General features: G+C 66.8%; 26 protein-coding genes. All 26 read left to right on the plus strand.

Annotated features, from left to right (window positions below; all coding sequences use genetic code 11):
• The first annotated feature begins 696 nt into the window (after positions 1-696).
• The 26 genes from mycP (at position 697) to rplO (ending at position 16,078) form a co-directional block, all read left to right on the plus strand.
• Positions 697-1,875, plus strand: coding sequence for a type VII secretion-associated serine protease mycosin (gene mycP, locus ACZ404_RS21405; RefSeq protein WP_468442171.1), 1,179 nt, complete (start codon positions 697-699; stop codon positions 1,873-1,875).
• A 351-nt stretch (positions 1,876-2,226) separates the two neighbouring features.
• Positions 2,227-2,562, plus strand: coding sequence for a hypothetical protein (locus tag ACZ404_RS21410; protein WP_468442173.1), 336 nt, complete (start codon positions 2,227-2,229; stop codon positions 2,560-2,562).
• A gap of 210 nt (positions 2,563-2,772) precedes the next feature.
• A complete protein-coding gene (locus tag ACZ404_RS21415; protein ID WP_468442175.1) occupies positions 2,773-3,132 on the plus strand; it encodes a hypothetical protein in 360 nt (119 codons plus the stop codon).
• A 36-nt stretch (positions 3,133-3,168) separates the two neighbouring features.
• Positions 3,169-5,181, plus strand: coding sequence for a hypothetical protein (locus ACZ404_RS21420; RefSeq protein WP_468442177.1), 2,013 nt, complete (start codon positions 3,169-3,171; stop codon positions 5,179-5,181).
• Complete coding sequence (locus ACZ404_RS21425; protein ID WP_468442179.1) at positions 5,178-5,714, plus strand: hypothetical protein; 537 nt, start codon at positions 5,178-5,180, stop codon at positions 5,712-5,714. Before ACZ404_RS21420 ends, ACZ404_RS21425 begins: the two co-directional genes overlap by 4 nt.
• A gap of 612 nt (positions 5,715-6,326) precedes the next feature.
• The gene (gene rpsJ / locus ACZ404_RS21430) at positions 6,327-6,635 is read left to right on the plus strand and encodes a 30S ribosomal protein S10 (protein ID WP_003948644.1); all 309 of its coding nucleotides are present in this window, start codon (positions 6,327-6,329) and stop codon (positions 6,633-6,635) included.
• Positions 6,636-6,651: 16 nt separating this feature from the next.
• Entirely contained in the window at positions 6,652-7,296 is a 645-nt protein-coding gene (gene rplC / locus ACZ404_RS21435) for a 50S ribosomal protein L3 (protein ID WP_029380970.1), read from the plus strand.
• Between the two features lie 8 nt (positions 7,297-7,304).
• Positions 7,305-7,961, plus strand: coding sequence for a 50S ribosomal protein L4 (gene rplD / locus ACZ404_RS21440; RefSeq protein ID WP_468442181.1), 657 nt, complete (start codon positions 7,305-7,307; stop codon positions 7,959-7,961).
• Positions 7,961-8,380 carry a 50S ribosomal protein L23 gene (rplW, locus tag ACZ404_RS21445; protein WP_468442183.1) on the plus strand — a complete coding sequence of 140 codons (420 nt, stop codon included), beginning with the start codon at positions 7,961-7,963 and terminating at the stop codon, positions 8,378-8,380. Before rplD ends, rplW begins: the two co-directional genes overlap by 1 nt.
• Before the next feature lie 38 nt (positions 8,381-8,418).
• Positions 8,419-9,255, plus strand: coding sequence for a 50S ribosomal protein L2 (gene rplB, locus ACZ404_RS21450; RefSeq protein WP_028420773.1), 837 nt, complete (start codon positions 8,419-8,421; stop codon positions 9,253-9,255).
• 12 nt (positions 9,256-9,267) lie between these two features.
• Positions 9,268-9,549, plus strand: coding sequence for a 30S ribosomal protein S19 (gene rpsS / locus ACZ404_RS21455; RefSeq protein WP_030641188.1), 282 nt, complete (start codon positions 9,268-9,270; stop codon positions 9,547-9,549).
• A gap of 45 nt (positions 9,550-9,594) precedes the next feature.
• Positions 9,595-9,942 carry a 50S ribosomal protein L22 gene (rplV, locus tag ACZ404_RS21460; RefSeq protein WP_006130776.1) on the plus strand — a complete coding sequence of 116 codons (348 nt, stop codon included), beginning with the start codon at positions 9,595-9,597 and terminating at the stop codon, positions 9,940-9,942.
• Positions 9,942-10,763, plus strand: coding sequence for a 30S ribosomal protein S3 (gene rpsC, locus ACZ404_RS21465; protein WP_003998826.1), 822 nt, complete (start codon positions 9,942-9,944; stop codon positions 10,761-10,763). The genes rplV and rpsC overlap by 1 nt, the downstream gene beginning before the upstream one ends.
• A 5-nt stretch (positions 10,764-10,768) precedes the next feature.
• A complete protein-coding gene (rplP, locus tag ACZ404_RS21470; RefSeq protein ID WP_468442186.1) occupies positions 10,769-11,188 on the plus strand; it encodes a 50S ribosomal protein L16 in 420 nt (139 codons plus the stop codon).
• Positions 11,188-11,412, plus strand: a complete 225-nt coding sequence (gene rpmC, locus ACZ404_RS21475; RefSeq protein WP_003974259.1) for a 50S ribosomal protein L29 — start codon at positions 11,188-11,190, stop codon at positions 11,410-11,412. The genes rplP and rpmC overlap by 1 nt, the downstream gene beginning before the upstream one ends.
• The gene (rpsQ, locus tag ACZ404_RS21480; protein WP_014674375.1) at positions 11,412-11,696 is read left to right on the plus strand and encodes a 30S ribosomal protein S17; all 285 of its coding nucleotides are present in this window, start codon (positions 11,412-11,414) and stop codon (positions 11,694-11,696) included. Before rpmC ends, rpsQ begins: the two co-directional genes overlap by 1 nt.
• A gap of 95 nt (positions 11,697-11,791) precedes the next feature.
• Positions 11,792-12,160: a 50S ribosomal protein L14 gene (gene rplN, locus ACZ404_RS21485; RefSeq protein WP_003998823.1), complete on the plus strand. Its 369-nt coding sequence runs from the start codon at positions 11,792-11,794 to the stop codon at positions 12,158-12,160.
• 2 nt (positions 12,161-12,162) lie between these two features.
• Positions 12,163-12,486 (plus strand): 50S ribosomal protein L24, encoded by a 324-nt coding sequence (gene rplX, locus ACZ404_RS21490; protein ID WP_076097138.1) that lies wholly within the window; start codon positions 12,163-12,165, stop codon positions 12,484-12,486.
• Complete coding sequence (gene rplE / locus ACZ404_RS21495) at positions 12,486-13,043, plus strand: 50S ribosomal protein L5 (protein ID WP_061920719.1); 558 nt, start codon at positions 12,486-12,488, stop codon at positions 13,041-13,043. The genes rplX and rplE overlap by 1 nt, the downstream gene beginning before the upstream one ends.
• Before the next feature lie 5 nt (positions 13,044-13,048).
• Entirely contained in the window at positions 13,049-13,234 is a 186-nt protein-coding gene (locus ACZ404_RS21500) for a type Z 30S ribosomal protein S14 (protein ID WP_003948630.1), read from the plus strand.
• Positions 13,235-13,443: 209 nt separating this feature from the next.
• The gene (gene rpsH, locus ACZ404_RS21505; protein ID WP_116148541.1) at positions 13,444-13,842 is read left to right on the plus strand and encodes a 30S ribosomal protein S8; all 399 of its coding nucleotides are present in this window, start codon (positions 13,444-13,446) and stop codon (positions 13,840-13,842) included.
• A gap of 24 nt (positions 13,843-13,866) precedes the next feature.
• A complete protein-coding gene (gene rplF / locus ACZ404_RS21510; RefSeq protein WP_468442189.1) occupies positions 13,867-14,406 on the plus strand; it encodes a 50S ribosomal protein L6 in 540 nt (179 codons plus the stop codon).
• Between the two features lie 3 nt (positions 14,407-14,409).
• Positions 14,410-14,793, plus strand: coding sequence for a 50S ribosomal protein L18 (rplR, locus tag ACZ404_RS21515; protein WP_468442191.1), 384 nt, complete (start codon positions 14,410-14,412; stop codon positions 14,791-14,793).
• 36 nt (positions 14,794-14,829) lie between these two features.
• Positions 14,830-15,435 carry a 30S ribosomal protein S5 gene (gene rpsE, locus ACZ404_RS21520; protein ID WP_003998815.1) on the plus strand — a complete coding sequence of 202 codons (606 nt, stop codon included), beginning with the start codon at positions 14,830-14,832 and terminating at the stop codon, positions 15,433-15,435.
• 2 nt (positions 15,436-15,437) lie between these two features.
• A complete protein-coding gene (gene rpmD / locus ACZ404_RS21525) occupies positions 15,438-15,620 on the plus strand; it encodes a 50S ribosomal protein L30 (protein WP_003974250.1) in 183 nt (60 codons plus the stop codon).
• Between the two features lie 2 nt (positions 15,621-15,622).
• Entirely contained in the window at positions 15,623-16,078 is a 456-nt protein-coding gene (rplO, locus tag ACZ404_RS21530; protein WP_030745257.1) for a 50S ribosomal protein L15, read from the plus strand.
• Positions 16,079-16,264: the final 186 nt, after the last annotated feature.

A 16,264-nucleotide genomic window follows, 5' to 3' on the forward strand; every position in this document is an offset into this window, starting at 1 on the left:
TCTGCCTTCAGCGTCGGGCGGATCGGCGAGGCCGATTGGTGGGCGATCCGGACAGTCCGTACAGGGGCCCATTGGGCGAGCTGCGGGCCGGCAACCCACAGGAATCAGCCCTGCCCCGGGCCGTAGTCTGACCAATTCCCCCCGCACGGTCGGCCCTTCCGTTGCACGAGAGGTGCCTACCTCCGGTACAGGTGGTCGGACAGCCTCAGGGATCACGGGTGGGCGCCCTGCTGCGTCTCCCGGCATGGGTAAGGCGTCGGGGCGACTGCCTGGTGTCTCGCCCAGTGGCGAGTCTGCGGCCGGTCGCGGGTCGACCAGCCGCCTGCCGAACACGGGAGCGGTAGGTCAGCCTGCCACCCGCACTGTGGGGCCCTCCGGAGAGCGTCCTGGTGCCACGCCGCGCGAGGGGATCATCGGCGGTACGCCGCAGAGGACGGGGCGTGTTCCAGCCCGACCCGGTGCCTCCGTACCGTCCGCACCTATGCGAGGGGGCATCTCGGGCGGTGTGCCGAGTGAAACTCGTGCGCGGCGTGGTGATCGCGGCGTTCCGGGCGGACCGACCAGTCGCGCGCGGCAGCGGAATGACAAGCAGCGGGACGACCGCCGAAACGAACCGCCGACCACCGACTGACGACCAAAGGGTACGAAGAGATGCACATGCCCACCGGCAAGGGGTGGAGTACAGGAGTTCGGGCTGTGATCGCAGCAGTCGTCGGTCTGCTGCTGGTGGGCGGTGCAACAACTCAGGCTGTCGCCGACTCCACCCGCTCACAACAGTGGTTCCTTAGTGCCATGCGTGCGGAGGAGATGTGGCGGACGAGCACAGGCAAGGGCATCACCGTAGCTGTGATCGACCGGGGAGTGGACCCTCGTAACCCGGACCTGAAAGGACGGGTCCTTGCCGGACTGGACTTGGCTTCGAAGCAACCCGGTGACGAGCATACGGATATCGACGGTCACGGCACGGGAATGGCGGGGCTGATCGCCGGTACGGGTGCGTATCGTGGCGGCGAGGGCGCCTACGGTCTCGCGCCAGGTGCCAAAATTCTTCCTATCCGGATGCCCGGTATCAACGACGTAAACCCTTTCTCGGGCCCTTCCTACCTCAGTAAAGCCATCCGCTATGCGGCGGATAAGGGTGCCCAAGTGATCAACATTTCTCTGTCGTCACCCGCTCATTCATCCCAGCTCGATGCTGCGGTGAGGTACGCCCTGAGACGTGGCTCGCTCATTTTTGCAGCTACAGGTAATGCCGGGAACAAGGGAAATCCTGTTGAATACCCTGCGGCCACACCTGGCGTCGTGGGCGTGGCAGCCGTTAGCGAGGATCTCCACCGGGCGACATGGTCCACATACGGTCCGCAGGTCGATGTCGCTGCGCCTGGGGAGGACATGGTCCATGCCTGCGGCGGTAAGACAGGACTTTGCAAGTCCGAGGGCACCAGTGACGCCACCGCCCTTGCCTCCGCCAGCGCCGCCCTGATCTGGTCCGCCCACCCGAAGTGGACCAACAACCAGGTCCTCCGCGTCATGCTCAACACCATCGGCGCCCCCACGAACGGCGCCAAGCGCAACGACTCCATCGGTTACGGCATTGTGCGCCCCCGCGTAGCCCTACAGAACCCGGGCGACCCGGGCCCGGCGGACGTCTATCCGCTCCCCGACCTGGCAGCGGCGGCATCGGCATCCCCCAAGGCCACTGCCTCGACGCCGGCGAAGCGGCCCGCAGGGCAGAAGGCCGAGGCCGCCGCGTCCACCAAGAGCGACGGCGACGACAACACGCTCTGGATCGGACTGGGCGCCGGCGCGGTCGTCATCGCGGGCGGAACCGCGACGGCCTTCGTCCTCGCGAGGCGACGCCGGTCCGCGGCATGAGCAAGGACTAGGCAGTCGCGGCAGCCCTCACTACCTCGGCCTCAAGCAGTGAGCGCCTTGCGCGGCTCCACCGAATCGAAGAAACGCATCTCAACTCGTCCAGATCACAGGCCGTTTACTAAGGTGGGTGGCGGATCGACCCGTGGCGGCAAGCCTGACCTGTCTCCTCGTCCGCCGAGAAGCAAGCGGCGGTGAACGCCCTCCACGACCACATCGAGCCGGACACCAAGGCGGCGGGCCGCTGGGCGGACGACGAGACCGGCGCCGTGGTGAAGGCGTTCGACGCCAAGGACGCCACCCGCAACCAGCTCACCCGTTCCACCAGCGCGGAACGCTCGGGTGCTCGGTTCCTTGGACGCCGTCGCCACCGACGTCCGGCGCGGCCTCGGAGATGCCCGGGCGAAGGAATGGCAACGGGGCGTCTTCATGACGGCGACGAAGCAGGCCGCGACACCGCCGCCGTACGAGACCGACCCGGTCGGGCACCTTGTCACCAGTTGGTGGAACACCGTGCGCACGGGCGGGAGCGACAACAGCGCGGAAGTCTTTCAGCAACAGGGCGCCGACATGGCGGACGCCTGGGGAAAGACTCTGGGACTCGGCACCAAGACACGGGACTCGCTTCGCGAAAACGCGCTGAACGACGAGTTCAGCGCACACCGCCAAGCGCTTCGTGACCTTGCCTGACGTGGCCGGTGGTGCTGATCGCGGCGGCGACGTGACGTCACCCTCCCGAGCTCCGACCAGACCATGACGCTGGAGGAGTTCCGCACAGAGGTGGGCCCCGACTGATGGCTCAACAGCGACGGTGAGAAACAGATGTCACCCGTGACGAAGATCGGCGTCCATCGGTTGAAGCACTGACGGTTGCGGGCCGAGAGCGGCAAGGGGTGTGGGGTGGGCGTTCTGACCGATGGCTTCGGGGCGGGGGCGCTGGCCTCCTCGCCGGCCGAGAAGAGGGCGGCGGCCAGGGCCATCCACGACCACATCGAGCCGGGCACTCGCAAGGCCGGGGAATGGGCCGACGACGAGACCGGCGCGGCCGTGAAGGCGTTCGGCGCCCGGGACGGGGACGGCTGGCTGACCTCCGCGGCGCTGCGCAAGGCCCACGGGACGTGGGGCGCCCAGGTGAAGAACCTGATGGACCGGCTGGGCGCCGAGAAGGACGCGCTGCGTAGCACGAACACGGTGCTGACCGGCGCCGACCTTGCCGTCGGGTCGGAGCTGCGCCGCACCTCGGCGCTGGAACGGTACTGACGGGGGCGGCCGGGCATGCCGACGTACCACGAGATCATGAGCACGGACCTCACCGCCCTCACCAGCGCCGCCGAACGCTGGGACGGCATGGCGGCGGAGTTCGCGAAACAGGAGAAGGCCTACCGCCGGGACGTCCACGGCATCACGATCGCCCCCTCCTGGAGGGGCATGAGCGCGGAGGCGGCGCACGGGCGCTTCGGCGTCACGCTGACGGAGTTCCAGTACGCGCAGACGGAGGCGAAGGCGATCGCCTCCCTGCTCCGGGACGCCCACGTCCAGTTCACGGAGCTGAAGGCCCGGCTGACGGCGGCCCGGAAGGAAGCGCTGGCAGCCGGGATGCTGGTCTCGGACGGTGGCCGGGTGAGCGCGGATCCGGCGCGGGTGAAAGAGGCCGACGAGTCGGCCGTACGGACCTGGCAGGACCGCATCGACGCGGCGGTACGGGCGGTGACGGATGCGGACGCGGGCGTCGAGGTCGCGCTGAAGGCCGTGGTCGTCGACGCGGATCCGCTGGTCGCAGGACACGGATTCAACGGCAGGGCGGTCGGGGACGTCGAGAAGTACGAGGCGCTGGCGGCGGAGGGAGCGCTGCGGAAGCTGAGCCGCGGCGGGCACCTGTCGCAGCGGCAACTGGGCGAACTGGAGCGAGTGTTCCGTGACAACTCCGGTGACGAGGCGTTTTCCCGCACTCTGCTGGACGACCTCGGACCCGCGGGCACGATCACGCTCACGAACGAACTGAACGATCTGATCCATGCCCGGGGCGGCCCGGGATCGGGGACGTACGCGACGATCGAGTCGGGCCTGGCGAACACACTCGCTACGGCGACGAGGGACACGCACTCGGCCTGGTACCGGCACTGGCGCGCCGGCATGCGACATGCCGGCGTGGAGCACCACGCCACGGACGCGCAGGGCGTACGCCTGGACAAGGCGGTGGGCTACCAGTCCCTCGTCACCCTCATGAGCAAGGGCCACGGGTACGCGCCCAAGATGCTCGAGGACCTGACCGACGACATGATCGCGGCGGAGAGGAGCGATCCGGGCATCTGGCGGCTGAAGGGCGAGTACAGCGGCGAGCGGGGTGGCTGGTTCGCCAACGATCCGGTGGACGGCGCGCTGGGCATCATGAGCCGGGACCCGGCTACCGCCGCGCACTATCTCTCCTCGGACGCCCGTATGAAGTACCTGATGAAGGAGCGTGACTGGAACGTCGTCCTGCACGAGCACGGGGGCCCGGCGGTCAGCACGTACGCGGCCGGTCTGGACGGGGACGACCGCGCCGGCTTCGGCAGGGCCCTGCAGGCGGCTACGACCGGGATCGACCCGTCCGACAAACACGCGCGCTATGTGGCCCACACCACGCAGAACGAGGGGGTCTTCAAGTCGGCGATCGGCTACCTGGCCGAAAGGGGCGACAAGTTTCCCCCGTCCCTGCGGCAGCCCGTGGCCTCGGTTCTGGTCAACCATGGGGCGACTGTGCATGCGTCCATGAGCGAGATCGACATCTCGAAGTCTCCCCTGGACCAGGGGCAGCTCTTCGAGGTCGCCAAGCAGGTCTCGAAGGACAAGGACGCGTACGGCACGCTGAACGGGGGATTGAACCAGGCCATGGTCTCGAGCATCCACGACGACCACTCCAGTTCGACGGAACCGCTGGTCCGAGCGGGGCGAACTGTCGGCTTTCTGGAGGAGGCGCGTATCCAGGCGCAGGGCGATCCGAAGACGGCGACGTTCGCGACCAAGCCGCTGTTCGATAAAGCGATCAGTTATATTCCGGTCGCCAGTGATGACGTCCAGGCCGGATTCGACTATGTCACGGACAAGTGGTTGGCGGATGAGCAGAAGCGGCTGGACGAGCGTCAGAGCAAGAGCAACACTGATGCCTTCGAGGCAAGGAACGGCCAGCTGATGGCCCTTGCGGACGAGTGGCACAAGGTTCAGACCACGCACGGTCATGCAAACTTCGTCACCAGGTCCATGGTCGTTGAGGCTTCCGAGAGTGGCGCCGCCCAAGCCGCCGGTGTCTCAGGGAAGCAACCCACATGAGAAACTGCCTGCAGGCCACGCTGCTCAGCCTGGTCTACTTGTCGTTGGCGGCCACCGCAGTGTCTTGCACGGACTCTTCTCAGTCGCCGCCTCAAGTCATTTGCGGAACGCGTGTCGATCCGGACATCACACGTCGGTTGCTGGCGTCGGGTAGCGACTATCACGAGCTCAACAGGATTGACCGTTCTGCAGCCCTCTCGGCTCCATGCACTCTACTGTCCGGTGAAGATCCCGTGCTCAGGTTGCGCTTCTGGTGGGCTGATGGTCCAGCCGATCTCCGGTACATGGCGGAGGAGACCGGTTCGGTGTCGCATGTGACGAGCGCCCGAAAAATCAATGCATGGTACGAGGCGCTTGTCGGCACCGACGGTGCGGTTGCCGCGACTCAGTGCAACAGCGGGAAGGGCGATCATTTCGCACTCACCCTCCAATTACCCGGAGTGAAAGTAGACGACGAATCCCACCGCAAAGACATCGAAACCTTCATCCGCGCCTACTTCCCGGCCACCGTCAAAACACTGGGCTGCGGGTAGCCCCCTCAGCCGCTCGCTTCGCGATCAGGCAGGCCTGCCGGTGATCGCGGCATCGCTGGTTGTGCGACTTCGACGCGCCCACGTCCACCAGGGCGCGCAGCTCGCTCTCCGGGGACCGGTCGACGCGCCGGCCGCGGACTCACGCACGCGATGACGGGCGTACGTGCACGGTCGAGGACAGCGAATGGCGCCCGCGTCACCCCGGGTTTGACCTACGTCACCCCACGGGTACCCTCATCGACCCGATTGGCCAGCCCCCCGCCCCATATGGCAGACTGTCCGAGTTGCTCGGTCGAGTGTTGATGCTGCGCGCCTCCCGCCGGGAGGACCGGAAGCGAGTCCCACGGTACTCGTCAACCCCGCGCGGGTTGGAAGTACGGGAATCTTCCGGGAAGCGTGGGCGCGGCACCGGCCAGGCGCCCGGTGGGCCCGAGGTCCCCGGTCCGCGGTTCCGGAAGGGCCGTCGCATTCCCCGCAGGGATGTTCGAGAGATGGGACATCTGTGTCAGCGGAAGCGCGACACGCCCGACCGCGTGGGTCGGAGAAACCGAAGGCAGCAGAAGGAATCCGCCGGGTTCCAGAGCGTAAGAGAGACAGGACTACTGAGTAGCCATGGCGGGACAGAAGATCCGCATCCGGCTCAAGGCCTACGACCACGAGGTCATCGACTCCTCGGCGAAGAAGATCGTCGAGACGGTGACCCGCACTGGTGCGTCGGTCGCGGGCCCGGTGCCGCTGCCCACTGAGAAGAACGTGTACTGCGTCATCAAGTCGCCGCACAAGTACAAGGACTCGCGCGAGCACTTCGAGATGCGCACGCACAAGCGCCTGATCGACATCCTCGACCCGACCCCCAAGACCGTTGACTCTCTGATGCGACTCGACCTCCCGGCCGGTGTCGACATCGAGATCAAGCTCTGAGGCCGGTGATCTGAGAATGGCTAAGCAGATCAAGGGCATCCTGGGCGAGAAGCTCGGCATGACGCAGGTGTGGGACGAGAACAACCGTGTTGTTCCGGTCACCGTCGTCAAGGCCGGCCCGAACGTCGTCACCCAGGTTCGTACGAACGACGTCGACGGCTACGAGTCCGTGCAGATCGCCTTCGGCGAGATCGACCCGCGCAAGGTGAACAAGCCCCTCAAGGGCCACTTCGCCAAGGCCGACGTCACCCCCCGTCGTCACCTCGTTGAGATCCGCACGTCGGACGCCTCCGAGTACACGCTGGGCCAGGAGATCACCGCCGAGGTGTTCGAGGCCGGCGTGAAGGTCGACGTGACCGGCAAGAGCAAGGGCAAGGGCTTCGCCGGTGTCATGAAGCGCCACAACTTCCGTGGCCTCGGCGCCGGACACGGCACCCAGCGCAAGCACCGCTCCCCCGGTTCCATCGGTGGCTGCGCCACCCCGGGCCGTGTGTTCAAGGGCCTCCGCATGGCGGGTCGCATGGGCAACGAGCGGGTCACCACCCAGAACCTGACCGTCCACGCCGTTGACGCGGAGAAGGGTCTGCTGCTCATCAAGGGCGCGGTTCCCGGTCCGAACGGCGGCCTCGTCCTGGTCCGCACCGCGGCCAAGGGGGCCTGAGGTAACCGATGAGCACTGTTGACATCCTTTCGCCGGCGGGCGAGAAGGCCGGTTCCGTCGAGCTCCCCGCGGAGATCTTCGACGCCAAGGTCAGCGTCCCGCTGATCCACCAGGTCGTCGTCGCGCAGCTGGCTGCCGCCCGCCAGGGCACCCACAAGACCAAGACGCGTGGCGAGGTCCGCGGCGGTGGCAAGAAGCCGTACCGCCAGAAGGGCACCGGTCGCGCCCGTCAGGGTTCGACCCGCGCGCCGCAGTTCGCCGGTGGTGGCGTCGTGCACGGTCCCGTGCCGCGCGACTACTCGCAGCGCACCCCCAAGAAGATGAAGGCCGCCGCCCTGCGCGGTGCCCTCACCGACCGGGCGCGTCACAACCGCATCCACGTCGTCTCCGGCGTGGTCGAGGGCGAGAACCCCAGCACCAAGGCCGCCAAGAGCCTGTTCGGCAAGATCAGCGAGCGCAAGAACCTGCTCCTGGTCGTCGACCGCTCCGACGAGGCCGCGTGGCTGTCCGCCCGCAACCTGCCCCAGGTCCACATCCTGGAGCCGGGCCAGCTGAACACGTACGACGTTCTCGTCTCGGACGACGTGGTCTTCACCCAGGCCGCTTTCGAGTCCTTCGTCGCCGGCCCGAACAAGGCCAACGACACCGAAGGGAGCGAAGCCTGATGGCTACCCGTCACCCGAGCATTGCCTCGAAGGCCGCCAAGGCCGCCAAGGCCGCCCGCGTCGCCAAGGCGCGCCGCCACGCCACCGAGGGCAAGAACACCGTCGAGACCCCGCTGAGCAAGTCGTACACGGACCCCCGTGACGTCCTGCTGAAGCCGGTCGTCTCCGAGAAGAGCTACGCGCTCCTCGACGAGAACAAGTACACGTTCATCGTCGACCCGAACGCCAACAAGACCCAGATCAAGCAGGCCGTCCAGGCGGTCTTCGACGTCAAGGTCACCGGGGTCAACACGATCAACCGCGCCGGCAAGCGCAAGCGGACCCGCACGGGCTTCGGCCAGCGTGCCGCCACCAAGCGCGCGATCGTGACCCTCGCCGAGGGCGACCGTATCGACATCTTCGGCGGTCCGACCGCGTAAGCGGGTCGGATCGTCCGATATCGGACGAGGACTGAGAAATGGGAATCCGCAAGTACAAGCCGACTACGCCGGGCCGTCGTGGCGCCAGCGTCGCCGACTTCGTCGAGGTCACGCGGTCCACGCCGGAGAAGTCGTTGGTCCGCCCCCTGCACAGCAAGGGTGGCCGTAACAACTCCGGTCGTGTGACCGTTCGCCACCAGGGTGGCGGACACAAGCGCGCCTACCGCGTGATCGACTTCCGTCGTCACGACAAGGACGGCGTGCCGGCGAAGGTCGCGCACATCGAGTACGACCCCAACCGCACCGCGCGCATCGCGCTCCTGCACTACGCGGACGGCGAGAAGCGCTACATCCTCGCGCCGCGTGGCCTGAACCAGGGCGACCGCGTCGAGAACGGTCCCGGGGCCGACATCAAGCCGGGCAACAACCTCGCCCTGCGCAACATCCCGGTCGGTACCACGCTGCACGCCATCGAGCTGCGTCCGGGCGGCGGCGCCAAGTTCGCCCGCTCCGCCGGCGCCTCGGTGCAGCTGCTCGCGAAGGAGGGCTCCATGGCCCACCTCCGCATGCCGTCCGGTGAGATCCGCCTGGTCGACGTGCGCTGCCGCGCCACCGTCGGCGAGGTCGGCAACGCCGAGCAGAGCAACATCAACTGGGGTAAGGCCGGCCGTAAGCGGTGGCTGGGCGTCCGCCCGACCGTCCGTGGTGTCGTGATGAACCCGGTTGACCACCCGCACGGTGGTGGTGAGGGCCGGACCTCCGGTGGTCGCCACCCTGTGTCCCCGTGGGGCAAGAAGGAAGGCCGTACTCGTTCGCCCAAGAAGGCGTCGAACAAGTACATCGTCCGCCGCCGCAAGACGAACAAGAAGCGCTAAGGACGGGTTGAGATGCCTCGTAGCTTGAAGAAGGGGCCCTTCGTCGACGACCACCTGATGAAGAAGGTGGACACGCAGAACGAAGCCGGCACCAAGAACGTCATCAAGACCTGGTCCCGTCGCTCGATGATCGTCCCGGCCATGCTCGGCCACACGATCGCGGTGCACAACGGCAAGACCCACATCCCGGTGTTCGTCACCGAGTCGATGGTCGGCCACAAGCTCGGCGAGTTCTCGCCGACCCGCACCTTCCGGGGCCACGTCAAGGAAGACCGGAAGTCGAAGCGCCGCTAGTAGCGGATCGCATTCAGACACGTAAGTAACTCTGAAGGGACAACCATGGAAGCCAGGGCCCAGGCGCGGTACATCCGCGTCACGCCCATGAAGGCCCGCCGTGTGGTGGACCTCATCCGTGGCATGGACGCCACGGAGGCCCAGGCTGTTCTGCGATTCGCTCCGCAGGCAGCCTCCGTGCCCGTCGGCAAGGTGCTCGACAGCGCCATCGCCAACGCCGCGCACAACTACGACCACACCGATGTCGACAGCCTCTTCATCTCCGAGGCCTACGTCGACGAGGGCCCGACCCTGAAGCGGTTCCGTCCGCGTGCCCAGGGCCGTGCCTACCGGATCCGCAAGCGGACCAGCCACATCACCGTGGTCGTCAGCAGCAAGGAAGGAACCCGGTAATGGGCCAGAAGGTAAACCCGCACGGGTTCCGGCTCGGTGTCACGACCGACTTCAAGTCGCGTTGGTACGCCGACAAGCTGTACAAGGACTACGTCAAGGAAGACGTCGCCATCCGTCGGATGATGACGTCCGGCATGGAGCGCGCCGGCATCTCCAAGGTGGAGATCGAGCGCACCCGTGACCGCGTTCGCGTGGACATCCACACCGCGCGTCCGGGCATCGTCATCGGCCGCCGTGGCGCCGAGGCCGACCGCATCCGCGGTGACCTCGAGAAGCTCACGGGCAAGCAGGTCCAGCTGAACATCCTCGAGGTCAAGAACCCCGAGACCGACGCTCAGCTGGTTGCCCAGGCCGTCGCCGAGCAGCTCTCCTCCCGCGTCTCCTTCCGTCGGGCCATGCGCAAGAGCATGCAGTCCGCCATGAAGGCCGGCGCCAAGGGCATCAAGATCCAGTGCGGTGGCCGCCTCGGCGGCGCCGAGATGTCCCGCTCGGAGTTCTACCGCGAGGGCCGCGTGCCCCTGCACACGCTCCGCGCGAACGTGGACTACGGCTTCTTCGAGGCCAAGACGACCTTCGGCCGCATCGGTGTGAAGGTCTGGATCTACAAGGGCGACGTCAAGAACATCGCCGAGGTCCGCGCCGAGAACGCTGCGGCCCGTGCGGGTAACCGCCCGGCCCGTGGTGGTGCCGACCGCCCGGCCCGTGGTGGCCGTGGTGGCGAGCGGCGCGGTCGCAAGCCGCAGCAGGCTGCCGGCGCCGAGGCCCCCAAGGCCGAGGCTCCCGCGTCCGCTCCGGCTGAGAGCACCGGAACGGAGGCCTGACCGACATGCTGATCCCCCGTAGGGTCAAGCACCGCAAGCAGCACCACCCCAAGCGCAGCGGCGCTGCCAAGGGTGGCACGACGGTTGCGTTCGGCGAGTACGGCATCCAGGCGCTCACCCCGGCGTACGTGACGAACCGCCAGATCGAGGCCGCTCGTATCGCCATGACCCGCCACATCAAGCGTGGCGGCAAGGTCTGGATCAACATCTACCCGGACCGTCCCCTCACCAAGAAGCCGGCCGAGACCCGCATGGGTTCCGGTAAGGGTTCTCCGGAGTGGTGGATCGCCAACGTCAAGCCCGGACGTGTGATGTTCGAGCTGTCGTACCCCAACGAGAAGATCGCCCGTGAGGCGCTCCTTCGTGCGGCCCACAAGCTGCCGATGAAGTGCCGGATCGTCAAGCGCGAGGCAGGTGAAGCGTGATGTCGGCCGGTACCAAGGCGTCCGAGCTGCGCGAGCTGGGCAACGAGGAGCTTCTGGCGAAGCTCCGCGAGGCCAAGGAAGAGCTGTTCAACCTCCGCTTCCAGGCGGCGACGGGTCAGCTCGAGAACCACGGTCGGCTGAAGGCCGTCCGTAAGGACATCGCGCGGATCTACACCCTGATGCGTGAGCGCGAGCTGGGCATCGAGACGGTGGAGAGCGCCTGATGAGCGAGAGCAACGTGACTGAGAACACCGAGGCACGCGGATTCCGCAAGACCCGTGAGGGTCTGGTCGTCAGCGACAAGATGGACAAGACCGTCGTCGTCGCCGTCGAGGACCGTGTCAAGCACGCGCTGTACGGCAAGGTCATCCGCCGTACGAACAAGCTCAAGGCCCACGACGAGCAGAACGCTGCGGGCGTCGGCGACCGCGTCCTCCTCATGGAGACCCGGCCGCTGTCCGCGACGAAGCGCTGGCGCGTCGTCGAGATCCTCGAGAAGGCCAAGTAATTCCTGCGGGGCAAACCCGCAGGTCAGTTCCGCCAGGCTCCGGGGGCCGTTGAGAGACGGCCCCCGGGGAACCGGCAGACGATCAGGAGATAGACGTGATCCAGCAGGAGTCGCGACTGCGCGTCGCCGACAACACGGGGGCGAAGGAGATCCTTTGCATCCGTGTGCTCGGTGGCTCCGGTCGCCGCTACGCGGGCATCGGTGACGTCATCGTCGCCACCGTCAAGGACGCGATCCCCGGTGGCAACGTGAAGAAGGGTGACGTCGTCAAGGCGGTCATCGTTCGCACCGTCAAGGAGCGCCGCCGTCCGGACGGCTCGTACATCCGCTTCGACGAGAACGCCGCCGTCATTCTGAAGAACGACGGCGACCCTCGCGGCACCCGCATCTTCGGCCCGGTCGGGCGTGAGCTGCGCGAGAAGAAGTTCATGAAGATCATCTCGCTGGCTCCGGAGGTGCTGTAAGCATGAAGATCAAGAAGGGCGACCTGGTCCAGGTCATCACCGGCAAGGACAAGGGCAAGCAGGGCAAGGTCATTGCCGCTTACCCGCGCGAGGAGCGCGTCCTGGTCGAGGGTGTCAACCGGGTCAAGAAGCACACCAAGGCCGGTCCGACCGCTCGCGGTTCCCAGGCCGGCGGCATCGTCACGACCGAGGCGCCGATCCACGTCTCCAACGTCCAGCTGGTCGTTGAGAAGGACGGTCAGAAGGTCGTCACGCGTGTCGGTTACCGCTTCGACGACGAAGGCAACAAGATCCGCGTTGCCAAGCGGACGGGTGAGGACATCTGATGGCTACCACCACGACTCCGCGTCTGAAGCAGAAGTACCGCGAGGAGATCGCGGGCAAGCTGCGTGACGAGTTCAAGTACGAGAACGTCATGCAGGTTCCCGGCCTCGTCAAGATCGTGGTCAACATGGGTGTCGGCGACGCCGCCCGTGACTCGAAGCTGATCGAGGGCGCGATCCGCGACCTGACCACCATCACCGGTCAGAAGCCGGCCGTCACCAAGGCCCGCAAGTCCATCGCGCAGTTCAAGCTGCGTGAGGGCCAGCCGATCGGTGCCCACGTCACGCTCCGTGGCGACCGCATGTGGGAGTTCCTGGACCGCACCCTGTCGCTCGCGCTGCCGCGCATCCGCGACTTCCGCGGCCTGTCCCCCAAGCAGTTCGACGGCCGTGGCAACTACACCTTCGGTCTCACGGAGCAGGTCATGTTCCACGAGATCGACCAGGACAAGATCGACCGTACCCGGGGCATGGACATCACCGTGGTCACCACGGCGACCAACGACGCTGAGGGCCGCGCGCTCCTTCGTCACCTCGGCTTCCCGTTCAAGGAGGCGTGAGCGAGATGGCGAAGAAGGCTCTGATTGCCAAGGCTGCTCGCAAGCCCAAGTTCGGTGTGCGTGGCTACACCCGCTGCCAGCGCTGCGGCCGTCCGCACTCCGTGTACCGCAAGTTCGGCCTGTGCCGCGTGTGCCTTCGTGAGATGGCTCACCGTGGCGAGCTGCCGGGCGTGACCAAGAGCTCCTGGTAACCCCGCATTTAGGGTTTCCGGAAGCTCTCGGTAAGCATCTGGGTCGGCAGGGGCCCTCCCTCGCATGCCTTAGGCTTGTGGGGTTGGGCGTCTGCCGCCCGTACGACTTACTACGCCGTAGGTCCACCGCGCCGCACCCGTCCCGTCTCGGATCGGGGAGAGGGATGGCGCACCAGGAAACCCCGGCGAGAGAGGCCACAGGCCAATTCATGACCATGACTGATCCGATCGCAGACATGCTGACGCGTCTGCGGAACGCGAACTCGGCGTACCACGACTCCGTGACGATGCCGGCGTCCAAGATCAAGTCTCACATCGCGGAGATCCTCCAGCAGGAGGGCTTCATCACCGGCTGGCGCGTCGAGGACGCCGAGGTCGGCAAGAACCTCACCCTCGAGCTGAAGTTCGGCCCGAACCGTGAGCGCTCCATCGCGGGCATCAAGCGGATCTCCAAGCCCGGTCTCCGGGTGTACGCGAAGTCCACCAACCTGCCGAAGGTGCTCGGCGGCCTCGGCGTGGCGATCATCTCCACGTCGCACGGGCTCCTCACCGACAAGCAGGCCGGCAAGAAGGGCGTGGGTGGGGAAGTCCTCGCCTACGTCTGGTAGCAGAAGGGAACGGAGGAAACAGCTATGTCGCGCATCGGCAAGCTCCCCATCGCGGTTCCCGCCGGCGTGGACGTCACCATCGACGGCCGCACTGTGTCGGTCAAGGGCCCCAAGGGCACGCTGACCCACACCGTCGTGGCACCGATCGACATCGCCAAGGGCGAGGACGGCACCCTGCAGGTGACCCGCCCCAACGACGAGCGTCAGAACAAGGCCCTCCACGGCCTGTCCCGCACGCTGGTGGCGAACATGATCACCGGCGTGACCCAGGGTTACGTGAAGAAGCTCGAGATCAGCGGTGTCGGTTACCGCGTGACCGCCAAGGGCGCCAACCTCGAGTTCGCGCTCGGTTACAGCCACCCGATCGTGGTCGAGGCCCCCGAGGGCATCACCTTCAAGGTGGAGACCCCGACCCGTTTCCAGGTCGAGGGCATCGACAAGCAGAAGGTCGGCGAGGTTGCGGCCAACATCCGCAAGCTGCGCAAGCCCGACCCGTACAAGGCCAAGGGCGTCAAGTACGAGGGCGAAGTCATCCGCCGCAAGGTCGGAAAGGCGGGTAAGTAAGCCATGGCATACGGGCAGAAGATCCTCAAGGGCGACGCCTACAAGCGCGCCGCGATCAAGCGCCGTCACATCCGGATCCGCAAGCGGATCAACGGTACGTCGGAGCGTCCCCGTCTGGTCGTGACCCGCTCCAACCGCCACATCGTGGCGCAGGTGATCGACGACCTGAAGGGCCACACCCTGGCGTCGGCGTCCACCCTGGACGCGTCGATCCGCGGCGGCGAGGGCGACAAGTCCGCGCAGGCCAAGCAGGTCGGCGCCCTGGTCGCCGAGCGTGCCAAGGCCGCCGGTGTCGAGGCCGTCGTGTTCGACCGTGGTGGTAACCAGTACGCCGGGCGCATCGCCGCTCTGGCGGACGCCGCCCGCGAAGCCGGGCTCAAGTTCTGAGCCGCTTGTAGCTAGCGGAAAGAGAGAGGTAATCCAATGGCTGGACCCCAGCGCCGCGGTGGCGGTGCCGGTGGCGGCGAGCGGCGGGACCGGAAGGGCCGTGACGGCGGCGCTGCTGCCGCCGAGAAGACCGCGTACGTCGAGCGCGTCGTCGCGATCAACCGTGTCGCCAAGGTTGTGAAGGGTGGTCGTCGCTTCAGCTTCACCGCGCTGGTCGTGGTGGGCGACGGTGACGGCACCGTGGGTGTCGGATACGGCAAGGCCAAGGAGGTGCCGGCCGCCATCGCCAAGGGCGTTGAGGAGGCCAAGAAGCACTTCTTCAAGGTCCCCCGGATCCAGGGCACCATCCCGCACCCCATCCAGGGTGAGAAGGCTGCCGGCGTCGTGCTGCTCAAGCCCGCGTCCCCCGGTACCGGTGTGATCGCCGGTGGTCCGGTGCGCGCCGTGCTCGAGTGCGCCGGTATCCACGACGTGCTGTCGAAGTCGCTCGGCTCCGACAACGCCATCAACATCGTGCACGCGACCGTGGAGGCCCTCAAGGGCCTGCAGCGTCCCGAGGAGATCGCGGCCCGCCGCGGTCTGCCGCTCGAGGACGTCGCCCCCGCGGCCCTGCTGCGTGCGCGTGCCGGGGTGGGTGCGTAATCATGGCGCAGCTCAAGATCACGCAGGTCAAGTCCTACATCGGCAGCAAGCAGAACCACCGTGACACCCTGCGCTCCCTTGGTCTCAAGGGCATCAACACGCAGGTCGTCAAGGAGGACCGCCCCGAGTTCCGCGGCATGGTGCACACCGTCCGCCACCTCGTGACGGTCGAGGAGGTCGACTGATCATGGCGGAGCAGAACCCGCTCAAGATCCACAACCTCCGTCCCGCCCCCGGCGCCAAGACCGCCAAGACCCGTGTCGGTCGTGGTGAGGCGTCGAAGGGTAAGACGGCCGGTCGTGGTACCAAGGGCACCAAGGCCCGCTACCAGGTTCCGGAGCGCTTCGAGGGTGGCCAGATGCCGCTCCACATGCGCCTCCCGAAGCTGAAGGGCTTCAAGAACCCGTTCAAGACCGAGTACCAGGTCGTGAACCTCGACAAGCTGGCCGCGCTGTACCCCGAGGGTGGCGAGGTCACCGTCGAGGGCCTGGTGGCCAAGGGTGCCGTTCGCAAGAACAGCCTCGTCAAGGTCCTCGGCCAGGGCGAGGTCTCCGTGGCGCTGCAGGTGACGGTCGACGCCGTCTCCGGCTCCGCCAAGGAGAAGATCACCGCCGCCGGCGGTACGGTCACCGAGCTGGTCTGAGTCTTTTCAGGACGCTCGATGACGTCGTAGACGATCCCGACCGGGGATACCCCACAATGGGGTATCCCCGGTTGGTCGTTCCAAGGGGGGCAGTGTCGCCGGTAAGGTGGCCTGCACTGTTCTTTTTCGTATTCGTCGAACCTCAAGACCGTCACCCTTGACGCAGTTGCGCGGGGGTCGCAGGAG

Source organism: Streptomyces sp. NPDC030798 (assembly GCF_055572275.1).

Excerpts from the sequence above, each read along its gene's own strand:
- rplX (WP_076097138.1), top strand. The coding sequence starts at position 12,163 with ATGAAGATCAAGAAGGGCGACCTGGTCCAGGTCATCACCGGCAAGGAC.
- rpsJ (WP_003948644.1), top strand. The coding sequence starts at position 6,327 with ATGGCGGGACAGAAGATCCGCATCCGGCTCAAGGCCTACGACCACGAG.
- ACZ404_RS21500 (WP_003948630.1), top strand. The coding sequence starts at position 13,049 with ATGGCGAAGAAGGCTCTGATTGCCAAGGCTGCTCGCAAGCCCAAGTTC.
- ACZ404_RS21420 (WP_468442177.1), top strand. The coding sequence starts at position 3,169 with ATGAGCACGGACCTCACCGCCCTCACCAGCGCCGCCGAACGCTGGGAC.
- rplW (WP_468442183.1), top strand. The coding sequence starts at position 7,961 with ATGGCTACCCGTCACCCGAGCATTGCCTCGAAGGCCGCCAAGGCCGCC.
- rpsH (WP_116148541.1), top strand. The coding sequence starts at position 13,444 with ATGACCATGACTGATCCGATCGCAGACATGCTGACGCGTCTGCGGAAC.
- rplE (WP_061920719.1), top strand. The coding sequence starts at position 12,486 with ATGGCTACCACCACGACTCCGCGTCTGAAGCAGAAGTACCGCGAGGAG.
- rpmC (WP_003974259.1), top strand. The coding sequence starts at position 11,188 with ATGTCGGCCGGTACCAAGGCGTCCGAGCTGCGCGAGCTGGGCAACGAG.
- rplR (WP_468442191.1), top strand. The coding sequence starts at position 14,410 with ATGGCATACGGGCAGAAGATCCTCAAGGGCGACGCCTACAAGCGCGCC.
- rpsC (WP_003998826.1), top strand. The coding sequence starts at position 9,942 with ATGGGCCAGAAGGTAAACCCGCACGGGTTCCGGCTCGGTGTCACGACC.
- rpsE (WP_003998815.1), top strand. The coding sequence starts at position 14,830 with ATGGCTGGACCCCAGCGCCGCGGTGGCGGTGCCGGTGGCGGCGAGCGG.
- rplV (WP_006130776.1), top strand. The coding sequence starts at position 9,595 with ATGGAAGCCAGGGCCCAGGCGCGGTACATCCGCGTCACGCCCATGAAG.
- rplO (WP_030745257.1), top strand. The coding sequence starts at position 15,623 with ATGGCGGAGCAGAACCCGCTCAAGATCCACAACCTCCGTCCCGCCCCC.
- rpmD (WP_003974250.1), top strand. The coding sequence starts at position 15,438 with ATGGCGCAGCTCAAGATCACGCAGGTCAAGTCCTACATCGGCAGCAAG.
- rplP (WP_468442186.1), top strand. The coding sequence starts at position 10,769 with ATGCTGATCCCCCGTAGGGTCAAGCACCGCAAGCAGCACCACCCCAAG.
- rpsS (WP_030641188.1), top strand. The coding sequence starts at position 9,268 with ATGCCTCGTAGCTTGAAGAAGGGGCCCTTCGTCGACGACCACCTGATG.
- rplB (WP_028420773.1), top strand. The coding sequence starts at position 8,419 with ATGGGAATCCGCAAGTACAAGCCGACTACGCCGGGCCGTCGTGGCGCC.
- rplF (WP_468442189.1), top strand. The coding sequence starts at position 13,867 with ATGTCGCGCATCGGCAAGCTCCCCATCGCGGTTCCCGCCGGCGTGGAC.
- rplC (WP_029380970.1), top strand. The coding sequence starts at position 6,652 with ATGGCTAAGCAGATCAAGGGCATCCTGGGCGAGAAGCTCGGCATGACG.
- rpsQ (WP_014674375.1), top strand. The coding sequence starts at position 11,412 with ATGAGCGAGAGCAACGTGACTGAGAACACCGAGGCACGCGGATTCCGC.
- ACZ404_RS21425 (WP_468442179.1), top strand. The coding sequence starts at position 5,178 with ATGAGAAACTGCCTGCAGGCCACGCTGCTCAGCCTGGTCTACTTGTCG.
- rplD (WP_468442181.1), top strand. The coding sequence starts at position 7,305 with ATGAGCACTGTTGACATCCTTTCGCCGGCGGGCGAGAAGGCCGGTTCC.